Origin of the sequence: Nocardia sp. CA-135398 (genome assembly GCF_050955845.1) — a bacterium.
Lineage (GTDB): Bacteria > Actinomycetota > Actinomycetes > Mycobacteriales > Mycobacteriaceae > Nocardia.
Window position 1 is genome coordinate 3,454,996 of record NZ_CP192084.1, and the last position, 26,681, is coordinate 3,481,676.

Here is a 26,681-nt window from a genome sequence, read left to right on the forward strand (position 1 = left end):
CGGTTCGCCGGAAGGCCTTACCGCTGTTTCTGGGATTCGGGCAGGGCGACCTGGCGCTCGACGACGGCCGATGCTCTATCCGGTGCCGCAGACCGGATAGAGCAGCCGCAGGTCAGCGGGTGTCGCCGAGGACGGCGCCTTCGCGTCTGGGATCCGCGCCGCCGATCCAGCCTTCGGTGCCGTCACGTTGCAGTGCGCTGAGGCCGCTGGATTGCGGGGCGACCGAGACCTGATGGCCGAGTTCGCGCAGGCGCAGGACCAGTGGATCGTGATCGCCGTTATCGGTGGCATTGATGGCGGGGTGCTCGCCGCCGACGCCGGTGGCCGGACTGTTCCCGGCGCCGAAGGCGACCGCGGAGACCGCCTGCTGTGGGTCCAGGCCCCAATCCAGGACGCCGATCAGGGCTTTCACGACGAACTGGATGATTACCGAGCCGCCGGGGGACCCGGCGACCTGGGTCAGGTCGCCGCGCGAGCCGTCGGCATTGTGGTCGAAGACCAGCGTCGGGCTCATCGAGCTGCGCGGGCGCTTACCCGGCTGCACGCGATTGGCGACGGGAGCCCCATCGGTGCCGAGCGGATCGGCGGCGAAGTCGGTGAGCTGGTTGTTCAGCACGAATCCGTCGACGAGATGGAACGATCCGAAGGCCGATTCGACCGTGGTGGTCATCGAGGCCGCGTTGCCGTACTTATCGACCACCGAGATATGGCTGGTGCCGTGTTCGGGCGATTGCGGGCCGACGCCGAGTGGCACCGGGCCGAAATCGCCGGGCTGCGCGGTGCCCATGCTGTGGCCGGGATCAATGAGACCGGCGCGCTGCTTCAGATAATCCTTGTTCAGCAGTGTCTGCGGCGAATTACCCGGTAGCGGAATGAAATCCGTATCGGCGACGTACTTGTTCCGGTCGGCGTAGGCGAGCCGCTCGGCTTCCGAGATCAGATGCACCGCTTCGGCCTTCGGCTTGCCGCCGTTGCGGTCGATATTGTCCGGCTTCAGCGCGGACAGGTCGAAGTTCTCCAGGATGCCGAGGGTGGCCGCGACGGTTATGCCGCCCGAGGACGGGCTGGGCATGCCGCAGATCTCGTGGGTGCGGTAATTCGTGCAGAGCGCACTCCGCTTCTTGGCCTGATATCCGGCGAGGTCGCCGGCGGTGATCAGGCTCGGGGTGCGCCCGCCCGCGGTGGCCGCGGCCGCATCGACGATGTCATGGGCGATCGCACCGGTGTAGAAGGCATTCGCGCCGTCGGCGGCAACGGCGTTCAAGGTCTTGGACATCGCCGGGTTGGTCAGCACGGTATCGGCCCGCTTCGGGGTGCCGTCCGGGTTGAGGAAGTAGGACTTCGCGGACTCGTCCACGGCGAGATCCTTGGCGGATTCGGCGATCTGGCCCGCCAGGCGCGGACTGATCGGGAAGCCGCGATCGGCCAGTCCGATGGCCGGTTCGAACAGGTCCCGCCAAGCGGTCTTGCCGTGCTCGCGATGCGCCAGTTCCAGCATGCGCAAGACACCGGGCACGCCGATCGAGCGGCCGCTCGCACGGGCGCTCGGCTTCGGCTCGGTCCGATCGGTATCGCTGACCCAGCGCAGATAGTTCTCGGTCGCCGCCGCGGGAGCGATCTCCCGACCGTCATACGCCTCCACGCTCTTGCTGGCCGCGTCGTAATAGAGCATGAACGAGCCGCCGCCGATGCCGGAGGCCTGCGGCTCCACCAATCCGAGCACCATCTGCGCCGCGATGAGCGCATCCGCGGCCGTGCCACCGTTGCTCAGTACCTCACAGGCGGCTTTGGTGGAGACCGGATTGGCCGTCGACACCGCGTAGGTCTTGGTGCGCACCGCCGTCATATCGGACCGGTAGCCGGTCGCGATCTCGGGATTGGTGCTCAGATCCTTGGTCCCGCCGGGTGCGGCACCCGCTGAGGTGGCGACCACCGGGGTCCCGTTCGGCGTCGCACTACACGCCGCGTTCGCCGGTGCGTCATCGGATGAACATCCGCTGACAATGCCGACGATGAGCGTGAGCGCCGCCGCGGCGCTGACCCAGATTCTTCGCGTGCCACTCATGGACGGCACTGTATCGCCGATCGCCGAGCATCGCGGGAAATCCGCTGCCCAGTCCTGGTGAGCTCAGCGAAAACGGTTAGCGGACAATTGCATTGAGCGCCCATTCGGATGCGATTTCTGGGGGATGAGCGCTGCGGCGCCGCTCGGCGGCAGCAGTCGGTAACCTGGCACGGTGGCGATCGAGGCGGTGTTGTTCGACTTCTCCGGCACGCTCTTCCGGCTGGAACCCGATGAAACCTGGGCCGATCTGGTCGGTCCCGATGGCAAACCGCTGGACCGGTCGCAACAGGCCGCGATCCTGGATCGGATGACGAGACCGGTCGGTGACGGTGCGGTCTTCGATGCCGCGGGCCGGCTCGCCTGGGAGCGGCGAGATCTGGATCCGGCAATGCACCGCACCGCGTACCGCGAGGTGCTGCGACAAGCCGGGCTGCCGACACCGGCGTTGATCGAGCGGCTCTACCACTGGATGCTCGACCCGTTGGTGTGGACGCCTTATCCGGATACCGGTGCCGTGCTGAAATCCCTGGCGGCACAGGATATTCCGGTGGCGGTGGTAAGTAATATCGCCTTCGATATCCGCCCGGCCTTCGCCGCCAACGGATGGGATCGCCTCGTCGCCGCGCATACGCTGTCGTTCGAAGTCGGTGCGGTGAAGCCGGATCCGCGGATCTTCCTGGCCGCGGTGGAACAGCTCGGTGTGCGTCCCGAATCGGCGCTGATGGTCGGTGACAGTGCGGTGACCGATGGCGGCGCGGTGGCGGCGGGCTGCGGTTTCGCGCTGGTCGATCCGCTGCCGACGGTGGAGCGCGCCGAAGGTCTGCTCGAGGTGCTGCGGCGGCACGAACTGGCCTAGTGTGCATTATGTGACCTGTGACACACTCTGCCATTCCTGAATGTCGATGTCCCCGAACTGAATTAGCTTGCTGTGACGCCCACCACATCGCGGTGCGCAAGCTCGACGGGGAGTGGCCATGTATGAAGCCGAGGCATATTTCGAATCGTCGGCCACGCGGACGGCGCGGCCCGCCGGTCTGCCCGAATCGGTCCGCGCGGCCAGAGAGGCCGCATTGGGACTTGCGGGCTTCGGCCTCGCGTACCCGGTCGTCATGGGCCTGATCGCCGGGGACGAGGCGGCCAGATCCGTTGCCGTGCAATTCTGCTGCAGTTGGGCGCTCGGCCTCGCGGTACTCGTCTTCGGCCGTGGGCGGCTGGTGCGGCGAGTCGCGATCGTGTCGGTCATGCTGCAGTCCGTCGCCGTGTTGCGGATTCACGTCGAGGCCGTCCCGGACTTGGCCCGGTTGGTGGTCGTCCTCTTCACGCTGGGTGCGTCGGCGACGATCATCTACCAGCTGTGGCGACCGGAAGCCAAGGCGTGGTTCGACATCCGGGTCGCGGACTCCGAGTGGTGAACACCTCGGATCACGCCGGTTGTGCGGACGGCTGCGCGGTCACGAGATCGGACTGCGCTGATCGTGCGTAGCGCTGGGCGAGCACAGTGCACGTCAACAGCTGAATCTGGTGGAAGACCATGAGCGGCAACACGATCAGGCCGACCGGATGGCCCGCGAACAGGACCGAGGCCATGGGGAGCCCGGTGGCCAAGCTCTTCTTCGAACCGCAGAACACGCTGACGATTCGATCGGGCCGGGAGAAGCCCAGGAGGCGGCTGCCGAAGGTGGTAATCGTCAGGACCACGGCGAGAATGCCTGCGCAAACCGCCACGGTCGCCAGTAGCGCGCGCGGCGAAATGCCGCTCCAGATGTGCTCCACCATGCCAGCGCCGAAGGCGGCGTAGACGACGAGATAGACCGAACCGCGATCGACCGCCCTGGTCACCGTGGCATGCCGCAGCAGCCAGGTCATCCGGGGACGCAAGAGTTGGCCTGCCAGGAAGGGCAGTAGCAACTGAACGACGATCGCGAGGATCGCAGTGGGGGATACGGTCGCATTGCCGGTGGTGTCCATCAACAGCATGACCAGCAGCGGGGTCGCGAAGACGCCGATCAGATTCGACAGCGACGCGCTGACCACCGCGCCCGCCACATTCCCGCGCGCAATCGAGGTGAAGGCGATCGATGACTGCACCGTCGACGGCACCAGACACAGGAACAGCACCCCGGTGTAGAGATCGCCGGTCAGCACCGACGGCACCAGCACATGCGACGCCAGCCCGATCAGCGGGAAGATCAGATAGGTCATCGCAAGCACCGTCGTATGCAATCGCCAATGCCGCAATCCGGCGAGCGCCTCCCGAGGCTCGAGCCTGGCGCCGTACAAAAGGAACAGCACACCGATCGCGACCTTGGTCATCCAGTCGAGCGCATCGGCCGCCACACCCCGCGCGGGCAACAGCGCGGCCACCGCGACACTGGCCAGGATGCCGAGCATGAACGCGTCGATACGGAGTTTGGCGAGGAACTTCACCCCTCGAAACTACGACTCGGTCAATTGAACGCAGTAGGCGTTCAGAGCGATATCTGTAAACGCAAACTGTGATAATTGCACCGTGTTCGAATCCGAACTGCTGCGCACCTTCCTCGCCGTCGAACGCGCGGGCGGCTTCACCGCTGCCGGTCGCATCCTTGGCCTGCGTCAGTCCACCGTCAGCGGCCACATCGCCCGCTTGGAGAAGGCCGCGGGCCGTGAATTGTTCCGCCGCGACACCCGCAATCTCGCGCTGACCGCCGACGGCGCGGCCATGGTCGGCTTCGCCCGCACCATCCTCGACGCGCAGGGCCAGGCCGAGCGCTACTTCTCCGACTCAACCCTCACCGGCCTGATCCGTCTCGGCGCCTCCGACGATGTGATGGCCCGCGAACTCCCCGATGTACTGTTGGAATTCCAGCGCACCCATCCTGGCGTCGATCTGGAGCTCACCGTCGGCCTCAGCGAAAATCTGAAAACCCGGATGGAAACCGGCGAACTCGACCTCGTCGTCGGTAAACGGCTGCCAGGTGAACGGCACGGCGAACTGCTCTGGCGCGATCGCCTGGTGTGGGCGGGCCGTTCGGTCACAACGGAATTGGACGATCCGGTCCCGCTGGTGACCTATCCGCCACCCAGTCTCACCCGTCGCATCGCACTGCAGGCCCTCGAACGTGACGCCCGGACCTGGCGGGTGACCTGCACCAGCGACAGCCAGCTCGGCCTGCGCGCCGCCGTCCTCGCCGGTCTCGGTGTCATCGTGCATGCCGAAACCCTGATCCCGGACGGTCTGCACAGGCTCGCCGACGCGCGACTCCCGACCCTCGGCGACCTCGAATTCGTCCTGATGCGACGCCGCACCGTCCTGTCCGCGCCGGAGCGGGCGCTGTGCGACGCGATCGTCGCCAGTGCCCGCCGCTTCGGCTGAGCCGCCCGTGCGGATGTGTCGGAGCCGGTGGATAGGCTTGGATTCGTGGCAGATCCCGCGACCTACCGGCCGAAGCCGGGCACGATTCCCGTTGAACCCGGTGTCTACAAATTCCGGGACGCGCACGGGCGTGTGATCTATGTCGGCAAGGCGAAGAGCCTGCGCAGCAGGTTGAATTCGTACTTCGCCGATGTGGCTTCGCTGCATCCGCGGACCAAGCAGATGGTCACGACGGCGGCCTGCGTCGAATGGACCGTGGTCTCCACCGAGGTGGAAGCCCTTCAGCTGGAATACAACTGGATCAAGGAGTTCGATCCGCGATTCAACGTGCGGTATCGGGACGACAAGTCGTATCCGGTGCTGGCGGTCACCTTGAACGAGGAGTACCCGCGCCTGTTCGTCTATCGCGGCGCGCGCAAGAAGGGGGTGCGGTACTTCGGCCCGTACGCGCATGCCTGGGCCATCCGGGAGACCCTCGATCTGCTGCTGCGGGTCTTTCCCGCACGCACCTGCTCCAACGGAGTCTTCAAGCGGCACAACCAGATCGGGCGGCCGTGCCTGCTCGGCTATATCGACAAATGCTCGGCGCCGTGCATCGGCCGGGTGGATGCCGACGAGCATCGCAGGATCGTCGAGGACTTCTGCGACTTCCTGGCCGGGCGCACCGACCGCATGGTGCGCGACCTGGAGCGCCGGATGCACGACGCCGCCGAGGACCTGGACTTCGAAACGGCCGCGCGGCTGCGCGACGATGTCCAAGCGCTGCGGCGGGCACTGGAGAAGCAGGCCGTCGTGCTCGGCACCGGCACCGACGCCGATGTGGTCGCCTTCGCCATCGATGAGCTCGAGGTGGCGGTGCAGATCTTCCACGTCCGTGACGGCCGGGTGCGCGGTCAGCGCGGCTGGGTGGTCGACAAGTCCGGCGACGCTATCGACGGTCAGGAGGCCGGTGGCGAGGTCGCGGCTTTGGTCGAGCAGTTTCTCACCCAGTTCTATGGTGAGCAGGCCGCGATGGCCGAACAGGGTGAGGACGAACAACCGGCCACCGCGGTGCCGCGCGAGGTGCTGGTACCGGAACTGCCCGCCGATGCCGAACAGGTGCAGGAATGGCTGAGCAGACTACGTGGCTCGGCGGTGCGTCTGCGGGTGCCCCAGCGCGGTGACAAGAAGGCGCTCGCGGAAACCGTGCAGCGCAATGCGATGGAGGCGCTGGCCCAGCACAAACTCAAGCGCGCGGGCGATCTGACCTCGAGATCTGCTGCGCTGCAAGACATTCAAGATGCCCTCGATCTCGACAGCGCGCCGCTACGAATCGAGTGTGTGGATATCAGCCACGTGCAGGGCACCGATGTGGTGGCTTCGCTGGTGGTGTTCGAGGACGGCCTGCCGCGCAAGTCCGAGTATCGCCACTACGCGATCAAGGAGGCCGCGGGCGAGGGTCGCTCCGACGATGTCGGCAGTATCGCGGAGGTGACCAGGCGGCGGTTCTATCGCCTGCGCCGCGAACGCGATGAGCTGGCGGCCGAGGAACTGGCATCCGGTCAGGACAACGGGCACGCCGACGACGGCCTCGAACTCACCTCACGCCCCGGCATCGATCCACGCACCGGCCGTCCGCGGAAGTTCGCCTACCCGCCCAATCTCTATGTGGTCGACGGCGGCGCACCCCAGGTGGCGGCCGCCGCGGAGGTCCTCGACGAACTCGGCATCACCGATGTCGCGGTGATCGGTCTGGCCAAACGGCTCGAAGAAGTGTGGGTGCCGGGGGAGAGCGATCCGGTGATCATGCCGCGCAATAGCGAGTCGCTATATCTTCTGCAACGAGTGCGCGACGAGGCGCACCGCTTCGCCATCACCTTCCATCGCAGCAAACGCTCGCGCCGGATGACCGCATCCGCATTGGACTCGGTGCGCGGGCTCGGCGAGTCCCGCCGGACCGCGCTCGTCACCCATTTCGGATCGGTTGCCAAACTGAAGGAGGCTACGGTCGAGCAGATCATCGAGGTGCCCGGCATCGGTGTGGCGACCGCGAAGGCCGTTTTGGCCGCATTGCGGGAGGAATAAGACACCTACGTTGTGTGTCTGCGCCCGATACCGGAACCGGTGCGGGATGATCGACAGGCACCCTGACACGGATCCGGTAGGAAATGACACGCGTCGAATCGAACAACAGTGCGGGCAGCCCGCGGTCGACCGCTGGGCGGACCGGCCCCGCGGGCACCCTCGGCGCACCTGTCGAACGCGGCGACGGCAACCCATCGCAGCCAAAGGTCGAGGTGGTCATCGTCACCGGCCTATCCGGCGCGGGGCGCGGCACCGCGGCCCGCGTACTCGAGGATCTGGGGTGGTATGTCACCGATAACCTGCCGCCCGAGCTGATCGGCCGGATGGTGGAACTCGGCGCCTCCGCCGAACCGCCGATTCGCCGCCTCGCGCTGGTCATGGACGTGCGCAGTCGCTTCTTCACCGGCGATCTCTCGGCCGTCACCGATCAGCTGCGGTCCGCGGGCGTGCCGACCAGGATCCTGTTCCTGGAGGCCTCCGATGACGTGCTGATCCGGCGCTTCGGCTTCGCGCGCCGGCGCCACCCGCTGCAGAGCGAAAGCGCCGACGGTACGCTCTCGGCGGGCATCGCGGCCGAACGGATTCGCCTTTCCGCCGTGAAAACGGCGGCCGACCTGGTGATCGACACGACCGAACTCTCGATCCACCAGCTGCACCGCAAGTTGGAGGAGGCCTATGGCGGCGGCGCGCCCACCGCACTGCAGCTGACCGTGCAGTCGTTCGGATTCAAGTATGGGGTTCCACTCGATGCGGACATGGTGTTGGATGTGCGTTTTCTACCCAATCCGCATTGGATACCGGAACTTCGGGAACATTCGGGACAGGAGACCGTGGTCAGCGAGTATGTATTGTCGCGTCCCGGCGCGGCAGATTACTTGAGCACCTGCCACCACCTGGTCGACCTGACGACGAATGGTTACCGCCAAGAGGGGAAGCGATACATGACGGTGGCAGTGGGCTGCACCGGAGGTAAACACCGCAGCGTTGCGATAGCCGAGGCGCTCGGCGAGCTGATCGGCTCGGAGACCGGGGAATCCGGTCCGGCCGATGTCGTGCGAGTTGTGCACCGGGATCTGGGGCGCGAATGACCGGGTGGGAATCGGATCCCGCCATAGTTGCGCTCGGTGGCGGGCACGGGCTGTACGCGACGCTCACCGCGGTGCGGCGGCTGACCAGAAAGATCAGCGCGGTGGTGACCGTCGCCGACGACGGCGGTTCATCGGGCAGACTACGCGCGGAACTCGGTGTGCCACCGCCCGGCGATCTGCGGATGGCCCTGGCGGCGCTGGCCGCGGACGGCGACGATGTGTGGACGCGCACCGTGCAGCATCGCTTCGGTGGCACCGGCGCGCTGGCCGGACATTCGGTCGGCAATCTGATCCTCGCGGGGCTGACCGAAGTGCTCGGTGATCCGGTCGCCGCGCTCGACGAGGTCGCCAAAATGTTGCGTATCACCGGACGGGTGCTGCCGATGTCGCCGATCGCGCTCGATATCGAGGCGGATGTTTCCGGGCTCGAAGCGGATCCGCGGGTGAGCCGCTGTATCCGCGGACAAGTCGCCATCGCGACGACACCGGGTAAGGTGCGGCGCGTGCGGCTGATTCCGTCCGATCCGCCCGCCAGTCCGGAGGCGACCTCGGCCATCGAACACGCCGATGTCGTTGTGCTCGGCCCGGGTTCCTGGTTCACCAGCGTGATTCCGCATGTGCTGGTGCCCGAATTGCGTGACGCGCTGGTGTATACCAGGGCGCGCAAGGTTCTGGTGCTGAATCTGGCCGCGGAGCCGGGAGAAACGGCGGGTTTCTCCGCGGAACGCCATCTCCATGTATTGTCCCAGCACGCACCGGAATTCGTGGTCGACGAGGTTTTGGTCGATTCCGGGTCGGTGCCGGAGGGTCGCGAAAGAGAACATGTGGCCAGGGCTGCCGAACAATTGCGGGCGCGAGTAACCTTCTCCGATGTCGCCGAAGCGGGAACCGACCGGCATCACCCCGGAAAGCTTGCCGCCGCACTGGATCAGCTGATCCGGCAACCTCGGCCACATATGGCAGGGCTTCGAGTCGAGGGACGGCACATGGGCCAGGATGTGCGTTCCGGGTTGGGTGGAAAGGAGCGCGTCTCGTGGCGATGACAGCCGAAGTGAAGGACGAGCTGAGCAGGCTCACGGTCTCGCAGGTGAGTTCCCGCAAGGCGGAACTGTCTGCGCTGCTGCGGTTTGCGGGCGGTCTGCACATCGTCGGCGGGCGGGTGATCGTCGAGGCCGAGGTGGATATGGGTTCCATCGCGCGCCGGCTACGGCGGGAGATCTTCGAACTGTACGGCTACGGCTCCGATGTGCACGTGCTCGGTGCGGGTGGTCTGCGCAAGACCTCGCGCTATGTGGTGCGGGTGTCCAAGGAGGGCGAGGCGCTGGCCAGACAGACCGGTCTGCTCGATGTGCGCGGCCGTCCGGTGCGCGGTCTGCCCGCCCAGGTGGTCGGCGGCAGCATCGGCGATGCCGAAGCCGCTTGGCGCGGAGCGTTTCTCGCGCACGGCTCGCTCACCGAACCGGGTCGTTCCTCGGCGCTTGAGGTCAGCTGCCCCGGTCCGGAGGCCGCGCTGGCACTCGTCGGTGCGGCTCGGCGGCTCGGCATCACCGCCAAGGCACGCGAGGTGCGCGGCACCGATCGGGTCGTGGTGCGCGACGGCGAGGCCATCGGTGCGCTGCTGACCAGGATGGGCGCGCAGGACACCCGGATCGTCTGGGAGGAGCGCAGGCTGCGCCGCGAGGTGCGGGCCACCGCGAACCGCCTGGCCAATTTCGATGATGCGAATCTGCGCCGTTCGGCCCGTGCGGCGGTCGCCGCTGCCGCGAGAGTCGAACGCGCACTGGAGATTCTGGGCGATGAGGTGCCCGATCATTTGGCCGCGGCGGGCAAGTTGCGGGTGCAGCACCGGCAGGCCTCGCTGGAGGAACTCGGCCAGCTCGCCGATCCGCCGATGACGAAAGACGCTGTGGCGGGCCGGATTCGACGGCTGCTGTCGATGGCGGACCGCCGAGCCAAGGAGCTGGGGGTGCCCGATACCGAATCGGCCGTCACCGCCGAACTGCTCGACGAAGCGTGAGTCGAATCGCCGTCCCACGGGGCGGCGATTAGATTCGAGCGGACGTTACATGTCTATGCGTCTCGACGACGGATATCAGTGATGCTCACCTGCGGCGTAATGAGCGCGGTAGTTCGGGCCACCACGGCAGAGTTATCCGATAGCAATCAACTCGCTGCACGACGGCCTGTTCTCGTGGTCCCGTTCCGGCTTGGTCGACTGCCACAGAACGAGTCTTACGAGCGACGTTCACGGCCCGTCTCGCGTCCGCGCCGCAGGCGCGGCCATCGAAGACAGCCGAGTCGTCGAAGCGCATGCGCCGTAGGCGCGAGTCTCGACGGCACCGCTAGCGACTGCTCGCAGGTCGCTCGAAAGGGTCAGCCCCGAGACACCGAGGGGCCGCGAACACGCAGCGCCGGAGGCGCTGCAAATCGAACACAGCTCGGGCACTACTGTGTTTTATGGCATCGGAATGAATCCGCTTGAAAGCTGAGGAGCGATAACGTGACTGTCCGGGTTGGCATCAACGGCTTCGGCCGTATCGGACGTAACTTCTTCCGGGCGGTGGAGGCGCAGAAGGCGCTCGGCACCACCGACATCGAGATCGTCGCGGTCAACGACCTCACCGACAACGCGACGCTGGCGACGCTGCTCAAGTACGACTCGATCCTGGGCCGCTTGCCGCAGGATGTGTCGCTGGACGGCGACGACACCATCGTGGTGGGCGACCAGCGGATCAAGGCGCTGGCCATCAAGGAGGGCCCGTCCGCGCTGCCGTGGGGTGACCTCGGCGTCGACGTGGTCGTCGAATCCACCGGCATCTTCACCGACGCGACCAAGGCGAAGGGGCACATCGCCGCGGGCGCCAAGAAGGTCATCATCTCCGCGCCCGCCAAGGGCGAGGACCTGACCGTCGTCATGGGCGTCAACGACGACAAGTACGACGGCAGCCAGAACATCATCTCCAACGCGTCCTGCACCACCAACTGCCTCGGCCCGCTGGCGAAGGTACTCAACGACAACTTCGGCATCGAGCGTGGTCTGATGACCACCATCCACGCCTACACCCAGGACCAGAACCTGCAGGACGGTCCGCACGGCGACCTGCGCCGCGCCCGCGCCGCCGCGCTGAACATCGTGCCGACCGGCACCGGCGCCGCGAAGGCCATCGGCCTGGTGCTTCCGGAGCTCAACGGCAAGCTCGACGGCTACGCCCTGCGCGTCCCGGTCCCGACGGGCTCGGTCACCGACCTCACCGTGACCCTGAGCAAGTCGGCCTCGATCGATGAGATCAATGCCGCCTACAAGGCAGCCGCCGAAGGTGCGCTGAAGGGCATCCTGAAGTACAACGTGGACCCGATCGTGTCCAGCGACATCGTTACCGACCCGCATTCGTGCATCTACGACGCGCCGCTGATCAAGACCATCGATGACCAGGTGAAGGTGGTCGGCTGGTACGACAACGAGTGGGGCTACTCCAACCGCCTGGCCGACCTCATCGGCCTCGTCGGCAAGTCGCTCTGACATGGCGGTCAAAACACTCCAGGATCTGCTGAACGAGGGTGTCGAGGGTCGGGGCGTACTCGTGCGCTCCGACCTGAACGTCCCCCTCGACGAGAACGGCGAGATCACCGATCCGGGCCGCATCATCGCCTCGGTGCCGACGCTGCGTGCGCTGGTCGAGGCCGGTGCCAAGGTGGTCGTCTCGGCGCATCTGGGCCGTCCGAAGGGTGAGCCGGATCCGAAGTTCTCCCTCGCCCCGGTCGCGGTGAAGCTGGCCGAACTGCTGGGCCGCAATGTCCAGCTGGCCGGGGACGTCGTCGGCTACGACGCGCTGTCGCGCTCGGAGGGCCTGACCGACGGCGATGTGCTGTTGCTGGAGAACGTGCGCTTCGATCCGCGCGAGACCAGCAAGGACGATGCCGAGCGGGCCAAGCTGGCCGCGGCGCTGGTCGAGTTGGTCGGCGATGACGGTGCGTTCGTCTCCGACGGCTTCGGCGTGGTGCACCGCAAGCAGGCCTCGGTCTATGACGTGGCCGAACTGCTGCCGCATTACGCGGGCACGCTGGTCGCCGCCGAGGTCGAGGTGCTCGCCAAGCTGACCGAGAACTCGCAGCGCCCGTACGCGGTGGTGCTCGGCGGTTCCAAGGTCTCCGACAAGTTGGCCGTCATCGAGGCACTGGCCCCCAAGGTCGACACCCTGGTGATCGGCGGCGGCATGTGCTTCACCTTCCTTGCCGCACAGGGCCTTTCGGTCGGCGCCTCGCTGCTGCAGGAGGAGATGATCGAGACCTGCAAGGGGCTGCTGGAGCGCTACGCGGACGTCATCCACCTGCCGCGCGATATCGTCGTCGCGAACAAGTTCGCGGCCGACGCGGACTCGAAGGTTGTGCCCGCCCATGAGATTCCGGACGGCTGGCTCGGCCTGGATGTCGGTCCCGAGTCGGTAGACCGGTTCGCGGCACTGCTCACCGAGGCGAAGACGGTGTTCTGGAACGGCCCGATGGGCGTATTCGAGTTCGAGAACTTCGCCGCCGGTACCCGGGGTGTCGCCGAGGCGATCGTGACCGCGACGGGCAAGGGTGCCTTCACGGTTGTCGGCGGTGGCGATTCGGCCGCGGCCGTGCGCGCGCTCGGCCTGCCCGAGGACGGTTTCTCGCACATCTCCACCGGTGGCGGTGCATCCCTGGAATACCTCGAGGGCAAGGAACTGCCCGGTATCGCGGTACTGGAGGACTGAACCATGGCACGCAAACCGCTCATCGCGGGCAACTGGAAGATGAACCTCAACCATCTCGAGGCCATCGCCCTGGTGCAGAAGATCGCCTTCGCGCTGCCGGAGAAGTACTTCGCCAAGGTCGACGTCGCGGTGATTCCGCCGTTCACCGATATCCGCAGCGTGCAGACCCTCGTCGAGGGCGACAAACTGCTGCTCACCTATGGTGCGCAGGATGTTTCGACGCATGACGAGGGCGCGTACACCGGCGAGATCAGTGCCGCGATGCTGTCCAAGCTGGGCTGCACCTTCGCGGTCGTCGGCCATTCGGAGCGGCGGCAGTACCACTCCGAGGACGACGCCACCGTGCTGGCCAAGACCAAGCAGGCGCTGAAGTACGGGATCACCCCGATCGTGTGCATCGGCGAGGGTCTCAATGTCCGTGAGGCGAAGACCCATGTCGAGTACAACCTCGAGCAGTTGCGTGGTTCGCTCAAAGGTCTGACGGCGGAAGAGATTTCGAAGATCGTCATCGCCTACGAGCCGGTCTGGGCGATCGGCACCGGTAAGGTCGCCACCCCCGCCGACGCGCAGGAAGTCTGCGGCGCGATTCGCGCGGAACTCGTCGAACTGGCCTCGGCCGAGGTCGCGGCGGGTGTGCGGGTGCTCTACGGCGGTTCGGTGAATGCCAAGAATGTCGGCGAGTTGGTCGCGCAGACCGATATCGATGGCGCGCTTGTCGGCGGTGCTTCGCTCAAGGGCGATGAATTCGCCACGCTGTCCGCGATCGCCGCGGGTGGTCCGCTGCCCTGACGGGTGAATGTTCGAATCAGCCCGGTAGTACGCATGATCGCGTGCTACCGGGCTGATTCGCATTCGGGACTTCCCGCTCGGGGTGAGGCCTACCGGTGCCAGGGATGCGATGCTGTTCGCGTTTGTAGATCCAGTTGGCCGACAAGGACTTTCACGTGAGATCAACCAAGACGCGCGCACTGGTCGCGGTTACGCTGATGGCGTGGACCGCGTTCGGGGCCGGATGCTCCGACGATTCCCCCTCACCGGTCGGAATCATCTCGAGTTCCGAGGCGGCTCCCACCAATCAGGATGCCGGGCACCAGAAGCTGAATCAACTGGTGGGCGAATGGAATGGCGCGAAGTCGACCTACATCGCGGGTGGTACCGCGGACAATCCGATCAAGAGCGATATCACCTCGCGCTGGCACTGGATCGGCAAGACGGGCGATAACTTCATGCAGGAGGAGGCCGAGGGCACCTTCGGCGGCAAGCCGTATTACCGACTCGGCACGCTCGGCTATTCGCCCACCGACGACCGCTACGAATGGTCGACGGTGGACAGCGTGACGCCGATGATGATGACCTACAAGGGCGCCAAGGCCAGCGGCGGCGCCGCCGACATTGTGGTGGCGGGGGAGTTCACCGATCCGGGTGTGCTCGGTCCGCAGTTCGTCGGCAAGACGATTCCGATGCGGACGGTGATCAAGCTGGAGTCGGCCGATCGGGTGACCATGGAGCTCTACTTCGCCCCGCCCGGGGAAGCCGAGCGGATCGCGGACCGGGTGATCCTGACGCGGAAGTAGTCCCGATCAGAGGTGGTTCACTATGAAACCGCAGGCGGTGAGCGCCAGCTCCAAAGGCTCGTCGTGCGGGTCCATCGAGACCTCGGCGGTCCGCACGTCCGGATAGTGCACGTGTAATCGGTACAGGGTGCCGCGCAGCAGGTGGGCGAGTTCTGCGGGCTGCTTGGTGGCGTGCACGATGTACAGCCTGGCTGTGCTATCGAAGATGCCGACCGAGCATTCGGCCGAGAGTGCGCCATCGGGGTCGATAAAGCCCAAAGTGAAGGTGGTGTGCAGGAATTCGTCGCGCGCGGCAAGTAGCGCGGTGACGGTGTCCATATCCCAGCCGCCGTTTTCGGTGCGGCGGACGCGGCCCGCGGCGGTGTAGAGCTCGGCGTAGCGGACGAGGGTCACCGGTGACGGCGGCGCGGGCAGCTTCTCGATGTGGGCGGACGGAAGATCCGGCCACGGACCGATCTCGGTATGCCAGGTGCGTTTGCGGTCCGGGTGGCGCAGATCCGGTGTGCGGGACGCGTTTTGGTCCACGGCTATGCCGCGCGCAGGGTGAGGCCGAAGCCGTTGGCGTTGCGCAGGATCAGAGTGTCCGCGTCGATGGTGGCCGTCGTCTTGCCGTCGAGGGCCTTCAGCACCGCCTGCTCGATTTCCATGATCTCCGGTGCGCACGCCATCTTCGTGGTGCCGATCTGGAATGTGACATCCGGACCGTTGGCGGCCGGTGACGGGGTGGCGTGACCGGTCATGCGGTTGCATCCGGCGCTGCCGGAGACCGCACCGTCGGCCGCGATGGTGAGTGAGGGCTTTACATCGTCGAGTGTCTGCGAACGGATCTGCGCATCGGGCGTCATCAGGGCGGAGACGATCCACGTCGTGCCGATGAGCGGCTTATCGGGCTGGGCGACCTTCTTGTCCAGCAACGTGACCGTTATTTCCTTGCCGGTCAGCGTCAGTGTCGAATCGTCGACCCGCCATTTGGGCAGCGAGGTCAACACCGTGTCCTGCCAACTATCGGCCAGGCCACGTTCCTCCGGACATGCCAGCAGTGTGCTCGCGAGTGTGCCGACATGCAGGATTCCGTCGGTGAGATCGACCGTGCCATCGGCGGTATTACAGCCGGAGTTCGCCGAGATCTTGCCATCGGCAAAGGTGAGCGTCATCGGTCCGCCGCCTGGAATCTGCAGCCCCTCGACCCCGGTCGAGATGAATGTCCGCCCCATCGGCGAGCCCGCCGGTTTCTCCGCTTTCTTATCGTCATCCGAACACCCGGCCACCAGACCGGCCGCCACAGCGAACAGGACCCCCACGCGCACCGATGTAGCCGACATGTAGCCGATGGTACGGGCGTCGCCGCTGGAAAACCGTGGAACTCAGCTGGCCGTCGCGGCGGGTGCGTCCGTCGAAACAGGTAGTGGGTTACTCATGTCGGTGTGTCGGGGCGGGCACAGACTTGAATCCGGGACACGGATCGATGCTCGGCGATCCGCGTTTCGGAGAGGTAGCCATGAGAGGTGAGGTGCGAGCGTTTCTTGTCGCGGTGGCCGCGGCGGCGGTGGTCGGCGCGGTGTCGGTACCGATGGCGATGTCGGAGCCTTCGACGACCACACCTTCGCCGACCATATCTTCGACAACAACCGGACAGGCCGGGTCGTGCCCTACGACTCCGACAGCGGTGGGGGAGACTTGTAAGCGTCCCGACCCCACCTTCAACGGTGTGCCATCCCGTGCGGAACGCGGCACGCGGTTCACAGTCAGCGGCGATAACTGGCGCTGTACGGAGGTCAGGATTACCCCGAGCTGGTCCGGTTCGCCGCAGAACGCGACGGTCTCCCAGGGTTCATTCGAAACTTCCATCGACGTGTCCAATCAGGCCGCAACCGGCCCGCAGACAATCAGCGCCGCATGCGGCTGGGAAGAATCTGCGGTCCGGCAGATCACGATCGCCCCCCGGTCCGGCGCGACCACCACGACCACCACCAAGCCGGTTACTACGACCACCACCAAGCCGGTTACCACGACCACTACCAAGCCGATCGCTACGAGCACCACACAAGCGGCTGTGGTGGAACCATCCGATACGCCGACCGCAGGGCCGACGGCGGACGATCCGCAGCGGGGCAACCACGTTGGGGGAGCGTTGGGCATCGGCGTGTTCCTCCTCGCCGTTGGTGTGGCGACGCTTGTACTGCGCCGACGGCGTAAGCAGGCCGTCGATCCCTCGCGCCCTGCCCGCAGTAATCCGCGCCCGCCGCTGGTAAGCGTGCAGGTGGCGGGGGCATCGAGGCCGTTGATTCATATTCGGGAGTTCATGCGTCGCACTGTTCCGGCCGTTCGGGTTCGGCTGAGTGTCGGTGAGCCGCAGTTGCAGGTAAGGGAGGTTTCGCGATGACGAGACCGATATCGATGACGGCTCGCGCGGTGTTGTTCGGGCGGGTAGCGCGTGAGGTCGTGGAGGGGGAATTGGCCGAGCGCCTGCATGAGAGTGGGGTCGAGCAGTTGGCGCTGCGCAGAACACCGGTCGCTACCGAGGTCCTGCGGTCGGCGGCGCTGCGCGAGGTGGCCAGGGCGGTGGACGGGTTGCTCGAGGTCGACCTCGGCGGCGTCGCGGTCGCGGGTTGGCGTCGTTACCAGCGACTGCACAGTGCGGCGATGCGTACTCGGGCGGGCGGAGTCGAGCAGGTCGAGCTGTTCGAACACGAGGTCACGCGGAGCTACAGTCCGCGCCTCGAGGTAACCGTCGACGGCAGCCAGGTGGGCGAATTCGAGCTCGAACTCTGTGTCGCGGTGCTGGTTCGGCCACTCGTGGCAACCGTCCGCGATGGCATGCTGGCGGCGTTGGGTCCTGGTGACTGCACCGTGACGGTCTCGATCGGCGCGCCGGAAGTCGGGCCCATCATCAAGCGCGAACACCCGATCCCGCTGGCCACCATGGTCGATCTGCGGCGGCCGATCCCGCTGCTCGACTACCAGCCGCCCCGGCCTGCCACCGCCCCGGCCCGAGCCGCACCCAGGCCTCGGCCATCAACTCCGCACCACTGAGGAATTAGCGAACGGCACGTATTTCGACCCGTAGCTATGCTCGGGCCCGTGACCACAGCCGATGCGACGACACCTTTATCCACCTGGGCGCCGCTACGGTCGCGAATCTATCGGGCGCTCTGGATCGCGCAGTTGGTCTCGAACCTTGGTACCTGGATGCAAACCGTTGGGGCGCAGTGGATTCTGGTCGATGCGCCCAATGCCGCGACATTGGTGGCTTTCGTGCAGACGGCGACGACATTGCCGGTGATGCTGTTATCGATTCCGTCGGGGGTGTTGGCGGATCTGTTGGATCGGCGCAGGTTGTTGCTGGGCGCGCAGTCTGCGATGGCGGTGTTGGCGGCGGTGCTCGCGGTGTCGACGGCGACCGGGCACACCACTCCGGGTGTGCTGTTGACGTTGCTGTTCCTGCTCGGGTGCGGGCAGGCGCTGACCGGGCCCTCATGGCAGGCCATTCAGCCGGAACTCGTTGCGCGCGAAGAGATTCCGTCCGCCGCCGCGCTGGGCAGTATGAATATCAATATCGGGCGCGCGGTCGGGCCCGCTATCGCGGGTGTGCTGGTTTCGGTGTCGGGGCCGACGCTGGTTTTCGCGCTGAATGCGGTCTCGTTCGTCGGCATCGTCACGGTGCTGCTCAGCTGGCGCAGACCGACGAAGGAACGGAAGCTGCCCAGTGAACGTCCGCTGGCCGCGCTGCAGGCTGGCACCCGGTTCATTCGCGCGGCGCCCGCGATCCGTCGGGTGCTGTTGCGCTCGATTCTGTTCATCGCCCCGGCGAGTGCGGTGTGGGCGCTGCTGCCGGTCATCGCCCGTGACGAGCTCGGCTTGTCCTCGTCCGGTTATGGCCTGCTGCTCGGCGCGCTCGGGCTCGGTGCGGTGACGGGTGCGGTCGGCCTGGGGCGGGTCCGCGCCCTGCTGACGCCCACGCAACGCTTGACGGCGGCCGCGATCCTGTTCGGCATCGCCTCGGCGGGTGTAGCGGTGCTGCACAGCGTGCCGGTGGTGCTGATACTGCTGGTCGGGGCCGGATTCGCCTGGCTGCTCGCGATGTCGACGATGAACGCGACCATGCAATTGCTGTTGCCCGCATGGGTGCGGGCGCGCGGGTTGTCGGTGTACATGCTGGTATTCATGGGCGGCCAGGCACTCGGTTCGCTCGTGTGGGGTCTGGTCGCTGGCGCGGTGGGGCCGGTGGCCGCACTGCTTGCGGCCGCTGTGCTGTTGGCAGGTTCCGCGCTGAGTTCGGTCTGGCTGCCGATCCGCCACAATGCGGAGGAATTGGATCTGAGCCCGAGCGCCTTCTGGCCGGAGCCGCAGCTTGTCGTCGAACCGGATCCCGAGGACGGACCGGTGCTGGTGCTGCGCACCTACGATGTCCCGCCGGAGAAGGTCGACGAATTCCTGGCCGCGATGGTGTTCGTCGGACGGTCCATGCAGCGTACCGGTGCGATGGAATGGCGGCTGTATCGCGATGTCGGGGTGGTCGACCGCTATGTCGAGGCGTTCGTGGTGCGCTCCTGGTCGGAGCATATGCACCAGCATCAGGTGCGGCTCACCGCCCAGGATCAGCTGCGCGAACGCGCCGTCGCGGAGTTCATGATCGGCCAGGACACCACCACGCACCTGGTCGCGGTAGACACACCGTAGGTCGTGTCGAGCCGGGGTGATTATGCGGGTGCCGGCGCACACCCATAGACTGTCCGGCATGCGGATGTTCCTGGATATCCTCCTGATCATCACCAGCGTGCTGCTGGTGCTGCTGGTGCTGCTGCACCGCGCCAAGGGTGGAGGTCTGTCCAGCTTGTTTGGTGGCGGCGTGCAGTCCAGCCTGTCGGGTTCTACCGTCGTCGAGAAGAACCTCGACCGCATCACCATCTTCACCGGCCTGATCTGGCTCATCGCCATCCTCGGCATCGGCTTGGAGATCAAGTTCGCTTGATTTGCCTGGCGACGATGACGGCCGCCGCTGTCGCCGCCGCCAGCACCAGGGTCGCGATTATGAAGGCCATCGCATAACCGTCGCCGATCACCGGTGCGACGACCAGGGGACCCAGCATCTGCCCCGCGCCATACCCCGCCGTGAGTGTGGCCGCGGCCCGGTGGTCGGTCAATTCGATGCCGAGCTGGATCGCGAGCATGCAGATGCCCATGAACGTCCCGCCGAACAGCGCCGCCGCGATGATCGCCGACCACATCGTCGTCGACCAAGCGAGCAGGGCCGACGACGCGCATTGCGCGAGTAGCCCGAGGACCAGTGCGGTCGTCGGCGTCCAGCGATGTGCGGCAATGCTCCAGAGCACCGCCGGTGCGGCGGCCGCGCCGACGATCACCCACATCGCCGAGCCGACCGTCGCATTGTGCGCGCCGACGGCGGCGACCAAGAAGGTGCCGATCACGATATAGCCGACCCCTTCGAGCGTGTAGGCGATGAGTAGCGCGCGCCACGCCGTGCTCGGACGTTTCGCGCGGACCACCTCGGTGCTGTGCCCGCCGTGAATATCCAGTCGGAAGGCGGGCAGCAAGAGCACGGCGGTCAGCCCGGCGGCACCGAGCCACAGGCCCTGCCAGGACATCACCGGCCGCGCTGCCAGGGCGAGCAATCCGGTGAGCGCGATACCGAATCCGACCCCGCCGAAGGCGATGCCCGCCGCGTGCGCGCGGCCAGCGAGGCGAGCGATCGCGCCCGCACAGCCGACGAAGATCACCGCGCTGGCCACGCCCGCGATCAGTCGCAGCAGCGCAGGGAGCACCGTCGGGCCGGGCAGTGCGACCAGTGCTTCGCTGGCCACCAGGACCACGGCCGAGATGCGAAAAGTATTGCGGCTGTTCAGCTCCGGGCGACGCGCCAGCAGCACCGCGCCTGCCAGATAGCCCGCATAGTTGGCGGCGGCGATGAGCGCGCCATCGTGGGCATCGATGTGGTGCGCGTCCACCATCGCGGGCAGCAGGGGTGTGTAGGCGAAGCGCCCGACACCGACGGCGCCAGCGAGGCCCGCACCTGCGGCGAGTGCCGGTGTGAGGGTGCGGCGTGGGGTGTCGAGCAGAGCTGATGCGGTCACAACCTCCGAAGGTACGGTCCGCGGATCAGCCTGTGAAATGCTTTCTGTGCACGATGTATACGCTCGACGCATGGATATCGAGCTGCGGCATCTGCGGGCGTACCTCGCGCTCTGCGAGGAAGCGAACTACACCCGCGCCGCCGCCCGGCTGCACCTCAGCCAGCCCGCGTTGACCCGAACCATCCAGCAATTGGAGCGCCTGGTCGAATGCCGGTTGATCGAGCGCACGTCCCGGCGCTTCGAGCTGACCGACGAGGGTGCCGAGCTGCTCGAGCACAGCAGGCGCATCATCGGCGATATCGAGACCGTCCAGGCGGATCTGCGCAGGCGGGCCACGATCGAGGTCGGCTTCTCCTGGCTGCTACCCGATGCCTGGTTCGCCGCGATCCGAACCCGCTATGAGGCGATGGGCGGCCGGATTTCGCTGCGCCGCGTGGAGGATCCGATGGCGGCACTCGACGACCGCTCGATCGATATCGCCATCCACCGCAACGATATCTGGTTGCCGCACCATCTCGAATCCCGCGAAATCGATGCGGAGCAGCGGGTAATGGCGGTTTCGGTGCATTCGCCGCTGGCCACCGCGATCGAGGTGCGCTGGGCCGATCTCGCCCACTATCCACTGGTGGCCAATACCGTTTCCGGCACCACCAATGCCGAATCGTGGGACGCGCCCGATCCGAACCGCACCGTCATCACCTGCACGAATTTCGACGAATGGATCGAACTCGTGGCGGCCGAACGCGGTATCGGGATTGTGCCGGTGCTGGCGCGCACTCGCGCACCACATCCGGGCGTGGTCTATGTCGACATCGTGGATGCGCCGCGCTCGCATATCTATCTGACCTGGCGGGTCAAGCCGACGCCGCTGCGATCGGTACAGCGCTTCCTGAGTCTCGTCTGAATTTCAGTCGTTGCGCGGGATGCGGCCGTCGAGGTCGGTGAAACCGTACTCTTCGGCGAGATCCGCTATGCGCCAAGCCGATCCGGAGCGCTGGCAGCGGTCCGGATCGGCGGCCAGTGCGACGACGGCGCGGCCAGGAAAGCGGGGGGATTCGGCGTTGTCGAGATCGTAGGTGCCCTCACCCGGCAGGGTGACGACGCGGCGGCCGTCCTTATCGCGTGGCACCATTTGCAGCAGTTCGGTATCGACGATTCCGGGCCAGAGCGAGACCACCGTGACGCCCGCCTCGGCGAGGTCGTCGGCCATATCCGAGGTGAGCCGGTCCAGCGCGGCCTTGGCGACGCCGTATACCGCGTTGTGCATATAGCGCTCGGCGCCGGGGGAGGAGATATTGGTGATGAGGCCCGCCGACTCGATCAGCAGCGGCGCCGCGAAAACGCTTGCGACATAATGTGATCGGACGCCGATATCGAAGGTCTCATCCCATGCCTGCGGCGGCACCTCCCAGAACGGTTTACCCAGCCAACGCGCGGCGGCGGGTGCGTTGTAGACATTGTTCACCAGCACATCGAGCCGGCCGTGCTCATTGCGGATCCGCTCGAATAGTCGCTCGACCGCGTCGTCGTCACGGTGATCGCAGACGACCGGAATCCCGACGCCGCCGAGCAGGTCGATCTCGGCCGCGGTCGCGTGCACGGTCCCCGGTAGGCGTCCCGGTACGGCCGAGCGCCCGGTGACGTACACGGTGGCGCCCGCAGCGCCCAACTCCAGCGCGATGCCCTTGCCGATGCCGCGGCTCGCGCCGGTCACCACCGCGACCCGGCCGCCTAGACCCTGAGGTATTCCGTTCACGATCCCGGGACATTACCGTGAAACAAGAACACGTTCTAGCTATTGGAGGCCGTAGTGGAATTGATCCATCGGTTCGTGACGAGCAACGGCATTCGCATGCATGTCGCCGAACAGGGCGAGGGACATCCGGTGGTCTTCTGTCACGGCTTTCCGCACACCTGGTTCATGTGGCATCGCCAGCTCGCGGCCGTCGCCGCGGCGGGCTACCGGGCCGTCGCGCCGGATTTGCGCGGATACGGGCGCACGGATGTGCCTTCCGATATCGAGGACTACACCAATCGCGCCGTCATCGGCGATCTGCTCGGCCTGCTCGATGATATGGAGGCCGAGCAGGCGGTCTTCGTCGGACTGGACTTCGGGGCGGCACTGGTGTGGGAGTTGGCGTTGCGCGCACCGGAGCGAGTGAGCGGCGTCATCGTGCTCAATAACCCGTTCGCTCCGCGTCCGCCGCGCGCGCCGTCGCAGTTGTGGGCAAAGGCTGCCCAGCGTCACTTCCTGCACTTGGACTATTTCCAGAAGCCCGGCGTGGCCGATGCCGAACTAGGCGGTCGCACAAGGGAATTCCTGGCTCGCGTCTACTATTCGCTCAGCGCCGACTATCACTACCTCGACACCTGGCGCTTCCCGGCCGAGGGGACCGGCTACCTCGACGTTCTTCCCGAGGCCCCGCTGCTGCCGTGGCGCTGGCTCTCCATCGCCGAATTCGACACCCTGGCAAAGGATTTCGAGCACACCGGCTTCACCGGTGGTCTCAACTGGTACCGGGTGCTGGATCGGAACTGGGAACTCACCGCCGAATTCGCCGATGCCGAGATCTCCGTTCCGACCTATTTCCTTTACGGCGACCGGGATCCGGATATGGAAGGCTTCAGCGGCCGTGACCCGCTCGCGACCCTGCGCGCGAACGTTCCCGATCTGCGTGCCGTCACCAAGATCGCGGACGCGGGTCACCTGGTGCAGTTGGAACGCACCGACGAGGTCAACACCTTGATCACCACCCACCTGCGCGACCTGGTTCCGGACCCAGCCCTCACGCAATAGCCGGGTCAGCGGTATTCGTCGGTCAATTCGGGGTAGTCGGCCCAGCTGGGAAGTGGGCGTCGGTCCAGATAGGCGGTGAGGCGGTCCAACAGGTACTGCCAGCGCGGTCCGACCGAGCAGGCGTCGGCGGGGCAGATGTGGCGGCGGATCAGTTCCAGATTGGTGACGACGCCGACCTGGGTCATATGCAGTTCCAGAATGCCGCCGTCGATGTGGATCACCAGATCATGTGGTGCGCGGCAGTCTTCGACGCGGATCGCGATGGGGCCAGGGACGGGCCCGTCGAACGGTTCGATGGTCAGGTTGCCATTACCGCCGGTGACTTTCCCGAACCAGCGATCCAATTGCCGGTGTTCGGCGCAGGCGGACCATACGTCGAGTACGGGCATGCGGAACGACCGCAGAAAGTGCAGGAGCACCCGGCCTTCCTCGATCGCCCGATCGTGTTCGGGTCGTACCTCGCCGAGCATGGACATCGTGGTCATAGCCGTGCCCTTTCGCCGCTGGTCACCGTATGTCCACTGTATTTCCTCGGTCACCACGCCGAATCCGATTCAGGGGAAGTGAGCTACCGCGTGTCGGATCCGTGCCCGGTACCCGCCGGTGCGAGGGTTGGCGAGTACTGCGCGGTTCAGGCAGGTCAGCGGGTGACGAGTTCGGTGGCGGCTGATTCGATTCGGGGTTCGTCCAGGAGGACGGTAGTGGCTGCCGGTCCCAGGGGGATGAAGGAGTCTTCGCTGGTTACGCGGGCTACGTGGCCGTCGAAACCGGCGTCGATCAGGGCGGCGCAGACGGATTCGGAGACGCCGCCGGTGTGGCGGGTTTCGTCGGCGATGAGGACTCGACCGGTGGCGCGGGCGTGGTCAAGTAGATCATCGATCGGCAGCGGTGACAGCCAGCGGAGGTCGAGGACGCGGGCTCGGATGCCACGCGAGGAGAGGCGTCGGGCTACCCGCAGACTCGTGGGGACGCCGTTGGCGAAGGTGACGATGGTCAGGTCGGTGCCTTCGCCGTAGCTGCGGGCACGGCCGACGGCGATGTGATCGGTGTCGGAAGGTGTTGCGAGCCAGGCATTATCGCCGGGGTGATGTAGATCTCGGGTGTGGTAGAGGGCGATGGGTTCGAGGTAGACGCAGACGCGGCCGTCGACGCGAGCGGCGCCGACGCAGGTCCGGAGCATGGCGGCGGCATCATCGGCGCGGGCGGGGGAGGCGATGATCAGGCCCGGGATATCGCGCAGTGCCGCAATGGAATTGTCGTTGTGGAAGTGGCCGCCGAACCCCTTCTGATAGCCGTAGCCGGCGATGCGGACGACCATCGGATTCCGGTATTGCCCCTGGGAGAAGTACGACAAGGTGGCGGCTTCCCCGCGCAACTGATCGGCGGCATTGTGCACGTAGGCGAGATACTGGATCTCCGGAATCGGCACGAATCCCGCGAGCCCGGCGCCCAGAGCCGTGCCGAGCACGCTCTGTTCGTCGAGCAGCGTATCGAAGACCCGGCGCACTCCGAACTGCTTCTGCAAGCCCTTGGTGACGCCGTACACGCCGCCCTTGCGCCCGACATCCTCGCCGAACACCAGGACGTCGTTGTCTCGGTCGAGCAGCCCGGCGAGCGTCTGATTGATCGCCTGCGCCAATGTCACCGAATCACCTTGGGTAACCGCGTGTCCCCGTCGCAACGCATCGGCTTGCACCAGGTCTGGATGCCGCGGGGCCAACGGTGCCGTCACCGCAGCGGCAGAGGTCAATTTCGGTTCGCGACAAACGAATTCGGCCATAGCGGCGACTCGGCCACCGATATCGTCGTACCGCGCGATGACTTCGGTCGGGGTGGCGAGGCCGGAGGTGACCAAGAGGCGACCGGTCGCGGTCACCGGGTCGCGGCGCAGGTCGGCGGCGATATCGGTGGGACCTCGGTAGGCGGATTCGACATCGGATCCGGCATGGCCCATGAGACGTACGGTGCTCAGGTGGAGAAAGGCGGGCTTGCGGTGTTCACGCACCCAATCGACCGCCTGGGTCGCGGTTGTCGCGGCGTCGAGGAGATCGCAGCCGTCCGCGTCGAAATACTGCAGACCGAGGCGGATGCCGTAGGACTGTTCGATCCAGCCCGGCGGGGTGGGGACGCTGATGCCGATGCCATTGTCCTCGCATACGAACAATAGCGGCAGCGGAACCCCTTGGCGCGCAGTGTGAATCGCGGCGTTGATGGCACCGGCGGCAGTGGAGTGATTGGCCGAAGCGTCGCCGAAACTGCACAGCACCACCGAATCCGACGGCCATTCGCAGCCGACGCCGAGCCGTGCCGCGCGCTCGATCGCGAAGGCGAGTCCGACGGCACGCGGCAGATGTGATGCGATGGTGGAGGTCTGTGGGATCACCGCGGCTGGTTTGCTGCCGAAAACCTTGTGTCGGCCGCCGGATATCGGTTCGGCGGCCGCCGCGACCACGCCGAGCAGCACATCCCGGATCGGGTCGAGACCGGGCACTTGCCTGGCCCGATGCACGAAGAATGCCCCGGAGCGATAGTGCAGCAGGGCCGGATCGGTGGGACGCAGGGCCGCTGCCACCGTCGCATTGCCCTCGTGTCCGGATGACCCGATGCTGTAGTAGCCGCGCTTTGTGCTGCCCAACCGGCGTGCCGCGAGATCGAGATGTCTACTGGTCGCCTGTGATTCGAACAGGTCCAGGCATTGGGATCCGGTGAGCCCGACACCCTCGAGCGGCTGCTCGACGGGACGCTTCGGCCGCGGCTCCAGCGCCGATAGTTCGGCCCGGAACCGTTCATCAAGATCGACTCGCTGTTCGGTCACGCTGTGATCATCTCCGACGGATGCCGATCCGGGGACCCGATTTCGGTGCGATTTCCGAAAGTATTCTGATCAACTCGGTAGTTGCGAGAAACTTC

Annotated in this window: 25 protein-coding genes; 17 read left to right on the forward strand and 8 right to left on the reverse strand. The window is 66.2% G+C overall.

Translation table 11 applies throughout. From position 1 onward, the window contains the following. Positions 1 to 112: 112 nt before the first annotated feature. A complete protein-coding gene (locus tag ACQP1T_RS15310; RefSeq protein WP_433760893.1) occupies positions 113 to 2,065 on the reverse strand; it encodes a gamma-glutamyltransferase family protein in 1,953 nt (650 codons plus the stop codon). Between the two features lie 172 nt (positions 2,066 to 2,237). On the opposite strand from ACQP1T_RS15310, the gene ACQP1T_RS15315 reads away from it, so the two are divergent. Together ACQP1T_RS15315 and ACQP1T_RS15320 are read left to right on the forward strand one after the other, a co-directional pair. Then, entirely contained in the window at positions 2,238 to 2,921 is a 684-nt protein-coding gene (locus ACQP1T_RS15315; RefSeq protein ID WP_433760895.1) for an HAD family hydrolase, read from the forward strand. Between the two features lie 118 nt (positions 2,922 to 3,039). Continuing rightward, the gene (locus ACQP1T_RS15320) at positions 3,040 to 3,477 is read left to right on the forward strand and encodes a hypothetical protein (RefSeq protein WP_433760896.1); all 438 of its coding nucleotides are present in this window, start codon (positions 3,040 to 3,042) and stop codon (positions 3,475 to 3,477) included. Between the two features lie 10 nt (positions 3,478 to 3,487). On the opposite strand, the gene ACQP1T_RS15325 is transcribed toward ACQP1T_RS15320, so the two are convergent. After that, positions 3,488 to 4,492, reverse strand: coding sequence for a bile acid:sodium symporter family protein (locus ACQP1T_RS15325; RefSeq protein ID WP_433760897.1), 1,005 nt, complete (start codon positions 4,490 to 4,492; stop codon positions 3,488 to 3,490). Between the two features lie 82 nt (positions 4,493 to 4,574). Here ACQP1T_RS15325 and ACQP1T_RS15330 point away from each other — a divergent pair, with 82 nt between their 5' ends. From ACQP1T_RS15330 to ACQP1T_RS15370, 9 genes are all read left to right on the forward strand, one after another. Next, positions 4,575 to 5,420 (forward strand): LysR family transcriptional regulator, encoded by an 846-nt coding sequence (locus ACQP1T_RS15330; protein WP_433760899.1) that lies wholly within the window; start codon positions 4,575 to 4,577, stop codon positions 5,418 to 5,420. 45 nt (positions 5,421 to 5,465) lie between these two features. Then, the gene (uvrC, locus tag ACQP1T_RS15335; protein WP_433760900.1) at positions 5,466 to 7,484 is read left to right on the forward strand and encodes an excinuclease ABC subunit UvrC; all 2,019 of its coding nucleotides are present in this window, start codon (positions 5,466 to 5,468) and stop codon (positions 7,482 to 7,484) included. 83 nt (positions 7,485 to 7,567) lie between these two features. Then, positions 7,568 to 8,572, forward strand: a complete 1,005-nt coding sequence (gene rapZ, locus ACQP1T_RS15340; RefSeq protein ID WP_433760901.1) for an RNase adapter RapZ — start codon at positions 7,568 to 7,570, stop codon at positions 8,570 to 8,572. Further along, on the forward strand, positions 8,569 to 9,615 hold the full coding sequence (locus ACQP1T_RS15345) for a gluconeogenesis factor YvcK family protein (RefSeq protein WP_063043214.1): 1,047 nt from the start codon (positions 8,569 to 8,571) through the stop codon (positions 9,613 to 9,615). The genes rapZ and ACQP1T_RS15345 overlap by 4 nt, the downstream gene beginning before the upstream one ends. Continuing rightward, positions 9,606 to 10,589, forward strand: a complete 984-nt coding sequence (gene whiA, locus ACQP1T_RS15350; protein WP_040692075.1) for a DNA-binding protein WhiA — start codon at positions 9,606 to 9,608, stop codon at positions 10,587 to 10,589. Before ACQP1T_RS15345 ends, whiA begins: the two co-directional genes overlap by 10 nt. 483 nt (positions 10,590 to 11,072) lie before the next feature. Beyond that, positions 11,073 to 12,092 carry a type I glyceraldehyde-3-phosphate dehydrogenase gene (gap, locus tag ACQP1T_RS15355; protein WP_433760903.1) on the forward strand — a complete coding sequence of 340 codons (1,020 nt, stop codon included), beginning with the start codon at positions 11,073 to 11,075 and terminating at the stop codon, positions 12,090 to 12,092. 1 nt (position 12,093) lies between these two features. Then, positions 12,094 to 13,308, forward strand: coding sequence for a phosphoglycerate kinase (locus ACQP1T_RS15360; protein ID WP_433760904.1), 1,215 nt, complete (start codon positions 12,094 to 12,096; stop codon positions 13,306 to 13,308). A gap of 3 nt (positions 13,309 to 13,311) precedes the next feature. Beyond that, positions 13,312 to 14,097 (forward strand): triose-phosphate isomerase, encoded by a 786-nt coding sequence (gene tpiA, locus ACQP1T_RS15365; protein WP_040692066.1) that lies wholly within the window; start codon positions 13,312 to 13,314, stop codon positions 14,095 to 14,097. A 155-nt stretch (positions 14,098 to 14,252) separates the two neighbouring features. Continuing rightward, positions 14,253 to 14,882, forward strand: a complete 630-nt coding sequence (locus ACQP1T_RS15370; RefSeq protein ID WP_433760906.1) for a DUF1579 family protein — start codon at positions 14,253 to 14,255, stop codon at positions 14,880 to 14,882. Between the two features lie 6 nt (positions 14,883 to 14,888). On the opposite strand, the gene ACQP1T_RS15375 is transcribed toward ACQP1T_RS15370, so the two are convergent. Together ACQP1T_RS15375 and ACQP1T_RS15380 are read right to left on the reverse strand one after the other, a co-directional pair. Beyond that, positions 14,889 to 15,407 carry a hypothetical protein gene (locus ACQP1T_RS15375; protein ID WP_433760908.1) on the reverse strand — a complete coding sequence of 173 codons (519 nt, stop codon included), beginning with the start codon at positions 15,405 to 15,407 and terminating at the stop codon, positions 14,889 to 14,891. A gap of 2 nt (positions 15,408 to 15,409) precedes the next feature. Beyond that, positions 15,410 to 16,204 (reverse strand): META domain-containing protein, encoded by a 795-nt coding sequence (locus tag ACQP1T_RS15380; protein WP_433760911.1) that lies wholly within the window; start codon positions 16,202 to 16,204, stop codon positions 15,410 to 15,412. Positions 16,205 to 16,380: 176 nt separating this feature from the next. On the opposite strand from ACQP1T_RS15380, the gene ACQP1T_RS15385 reads away from it, so the two are divergent. From ACQP1T_RS15385 to secG, 4 genes are read left to right on the forward strand one after another with little or no spacing between them, the layout of a single operon-like run. Beyond that, positions 16,381 to 17,265, forward strand: coding sequence for a hypothetical protein (locus ACQP1T_RS15385; RefSeq protein WP_433760913.1), 885 nt, complete (start codon positions 16,381 to 16,383; stop codon positions 17,263 to 17,265). Next, positions 17,262 to 17,915: a hypothetical protein gene (locus ACQP1T_RS15390; RefSeq protein WP_433760915.1), complete on the forward strand. Its 654-nt coding sequence runs from the start codon at positions 17,262 to 17,264 to the stop codon at positions 17,913 to 17,915. The genes ACQP1T_RS15385 and ACQP1T_RS15390 overlap by 4 nt, the downstream gene beginning before the upstream one ends. Positions 17,916 to 17,951: 36 nt before the next feature. Beyond that, complete coding sequence (locus ACQP1T_RS15395; protein ID WP_433760916.1) at positions 17,952 to 19,562, forward strand: MFS transporter; 1,611 nt, start codon at positions 17,952 to 17,954, stop codon at positions 19,560 to 19,562. Between the two features lie 58 nt (positions 19,563 to 19,620). Continuing rightward, a complete protein-coding gene (gene secG / locus ACQP1T_RS15400) occupies positions 19,621 to 19,854 on the forward strand; it encodes a preprotein translocase subunit SecG (protein ID WP_062991810.1) in 234 nt (77 codons plus the stop codon). Here secG and ACQP1T_RS15405 read toward each other — a convergent pair. Continuing rightward, entirely contained in the window at positions 19,841 to 20,974 is a 1,134-nt protein-coding gene (locus tag ACQP1T_RS15405) for a YbfB/YjiJ family MFS transporter (protein ID WP_433760918.1), read from the reverse strand. The two genes, secG and ACQP1T_RS15405, sit on opposite strands and share 14 nt — an antisense overlap. Before the next feature lie 70 nt (positions 20,975 to 21,044). On the opposite strand from ACQP1T_RS15405, the gene ACQP1T_RS15410 reads away from it, so the two are divergent. Then, positions 21,045 to 21,878 (forward strand): LysR family transcriptional regulator, encoded by an 834-nt coding sequence (locus ACQP1T_RS15410; RefSeq protein WP_433760920.1) that lies wholly within the window; start codon positions 21,045 to 21,047, stop codon positions 21,876 to 21,878. 3 nt (positions 21,879 to 21,881) lie between these two features. On the opposite strand, the gene ACQP1T_RS15415 is transcribed toward ACQP1T_RS15410, so the two are convergent. After that, positions 21,882 to 22,730: an SDR family NAD(P)-dependent oxidoreductase gene (locus ACQP1T_RS15415; protein ID WP_433760922.1), complete on the reverse strand. Its 849-nt coding sequence runs from the start codon at positions 22,728 to 22,730 to the stop codon at positions 21,882 to 21,884. Positions 22,731 to 22,784: 54 nt separating this feature from the next. Here ACQP1T_RS15415 and ACQP1T_RS15420 point away from each other — a divergent pair, with 54 nt between their 5' ends. Then, positions 22,785 to 23,771: an alpha/beta fold hydrolase gene (locus ACQP1T_RS15420; RefSeq protein ID WP_433760924.1), complete on the forward strand. Its 987-nt coding sequence runs from the start codon at positions 22,785 to 22,787 to the stop codon at positions 23,769 to 23,771. A gap of 5 nt (positions 23,772 to 23,776) precedes the next feature. Here ACQP1T_RS15420 and ACQP1T_RS15425 read toward each other — a convergent pair whose 3' ends face one another. Together ACQP1T_RS15425 and ACQP1T_RS15430 are read right to left on the reverse strand one after the other, a co-directional pair. Then, entirely contained in the window at positions 23,777 to 24,256 is a 480-nt protein-coding gene (locus tag ACQP1T_RS15425) for a hypothetical protein (protein ID WP_433760926.1), read from the reverse strand. Positions 24,257 to 24,411: 155 nt separating this feature from the next. Next, on the reverse strand, positions 24,412 to 26,586 hold the full coding sequence (locus ACQP1T_RS15430) for a thiamine pyrophosphate-dependent enzyme (protein ID WP_433760928.1): 2,175 nt from the start codon (positions 26,584 to 26,586) through the stop codon (positions 24,412 to 24,414). Positions 26,587 to 26,681: the final 95 nt, after the last annotated feature.

Coding starts and splice junctions, on each gene's coding strand:
- ACQP1T_RS15310 (WP_433760893.1), bottom strand. CDS start 2,065: ATGAGTGGCACGCGAAGAATCTGGGTCAGCGCCGCGGCGGCGCTCACG.
- ACQP1T_RS15320 (WP_433760896.1), top strand. CDS start 3,040: ATGTATGAAGCCGAGGCATATTTCGAATCGTCGGCCACGCGGACGGCG.
- rapZ (WP_433760901.1), top strand. CDS start 7,568: ATGACACGCGTCGAATCGAACAACAGTGCGGGCAGCCCGCGGTCGACC.
- ACQP1T_RS15345 (WP_063043214.1), top strand. CDS start 8,569: ATGACCGGGTGGGAATCGGATCCCGCCATAGTTGCGCTCGGTGGCGGG.
- ACQP1T_RS15360 (WP_433760904.1), top strand. CDS start 12,094: ATGGCGGTCAAAACACTCCAGGATCTGCTGAACGAGGGTGTCGAGGGT.
- tpiA (WP_040692066.1), top strand. CDS start 13,312: ATGGCACGCAAACCGCTCATCGCGGGCAACTGGAAGATGAACCTCAAC.
- ACQP1T_RS15380 (WP_433760911.1), bottom strand. CDS start 16,204: ATGTCGGCTACATCGGTGCGCGTGGGGGTCCTGTTCGCTGTGGCGGCC.
- ACQP1T_RS15385 (WP_433760913.1), top strand. CDS start 16,381: ATGAGAGGTGAGGTGCGAGCGTTTCTTGTCGCGGTGGCCGCGGCGGCG.
- ACQP1T_RS15390 (WP_433760915.1), top strand. CDS start 17,262: ATGACGAGACCGATATCGATGACGGCTCGCGCGGTGTTGTTCGGGCGG.
- ACQP1T_RS15395 (WP_433760916.1), top strand. CDS start 17,952: ATGCTCGGGCCCGTGACCACAGCCGATGCGACGACACCTTTATCCACC.
- secG (WP_062991810.1), top strand. CDS start 19,621: ATGCGGATGTTCCTGGATATCCTCCTGATCATCACCAGCGTGCTGCTG.
- ACQP1T_RS15410 (WP_433760920.1), top strand. CDS start 21,045: ATGGATATCGAGCTGCGGCATCTGCGGGCGTACCTCGCGCTCTGCGAG.
- ACQP1T_RS15425 (WP_433760926.1), bottom strand. CDS start 24,256: ATGACCACGATGTCCATGCTCGGCGAGGTACGACCCGAACACGATCGG.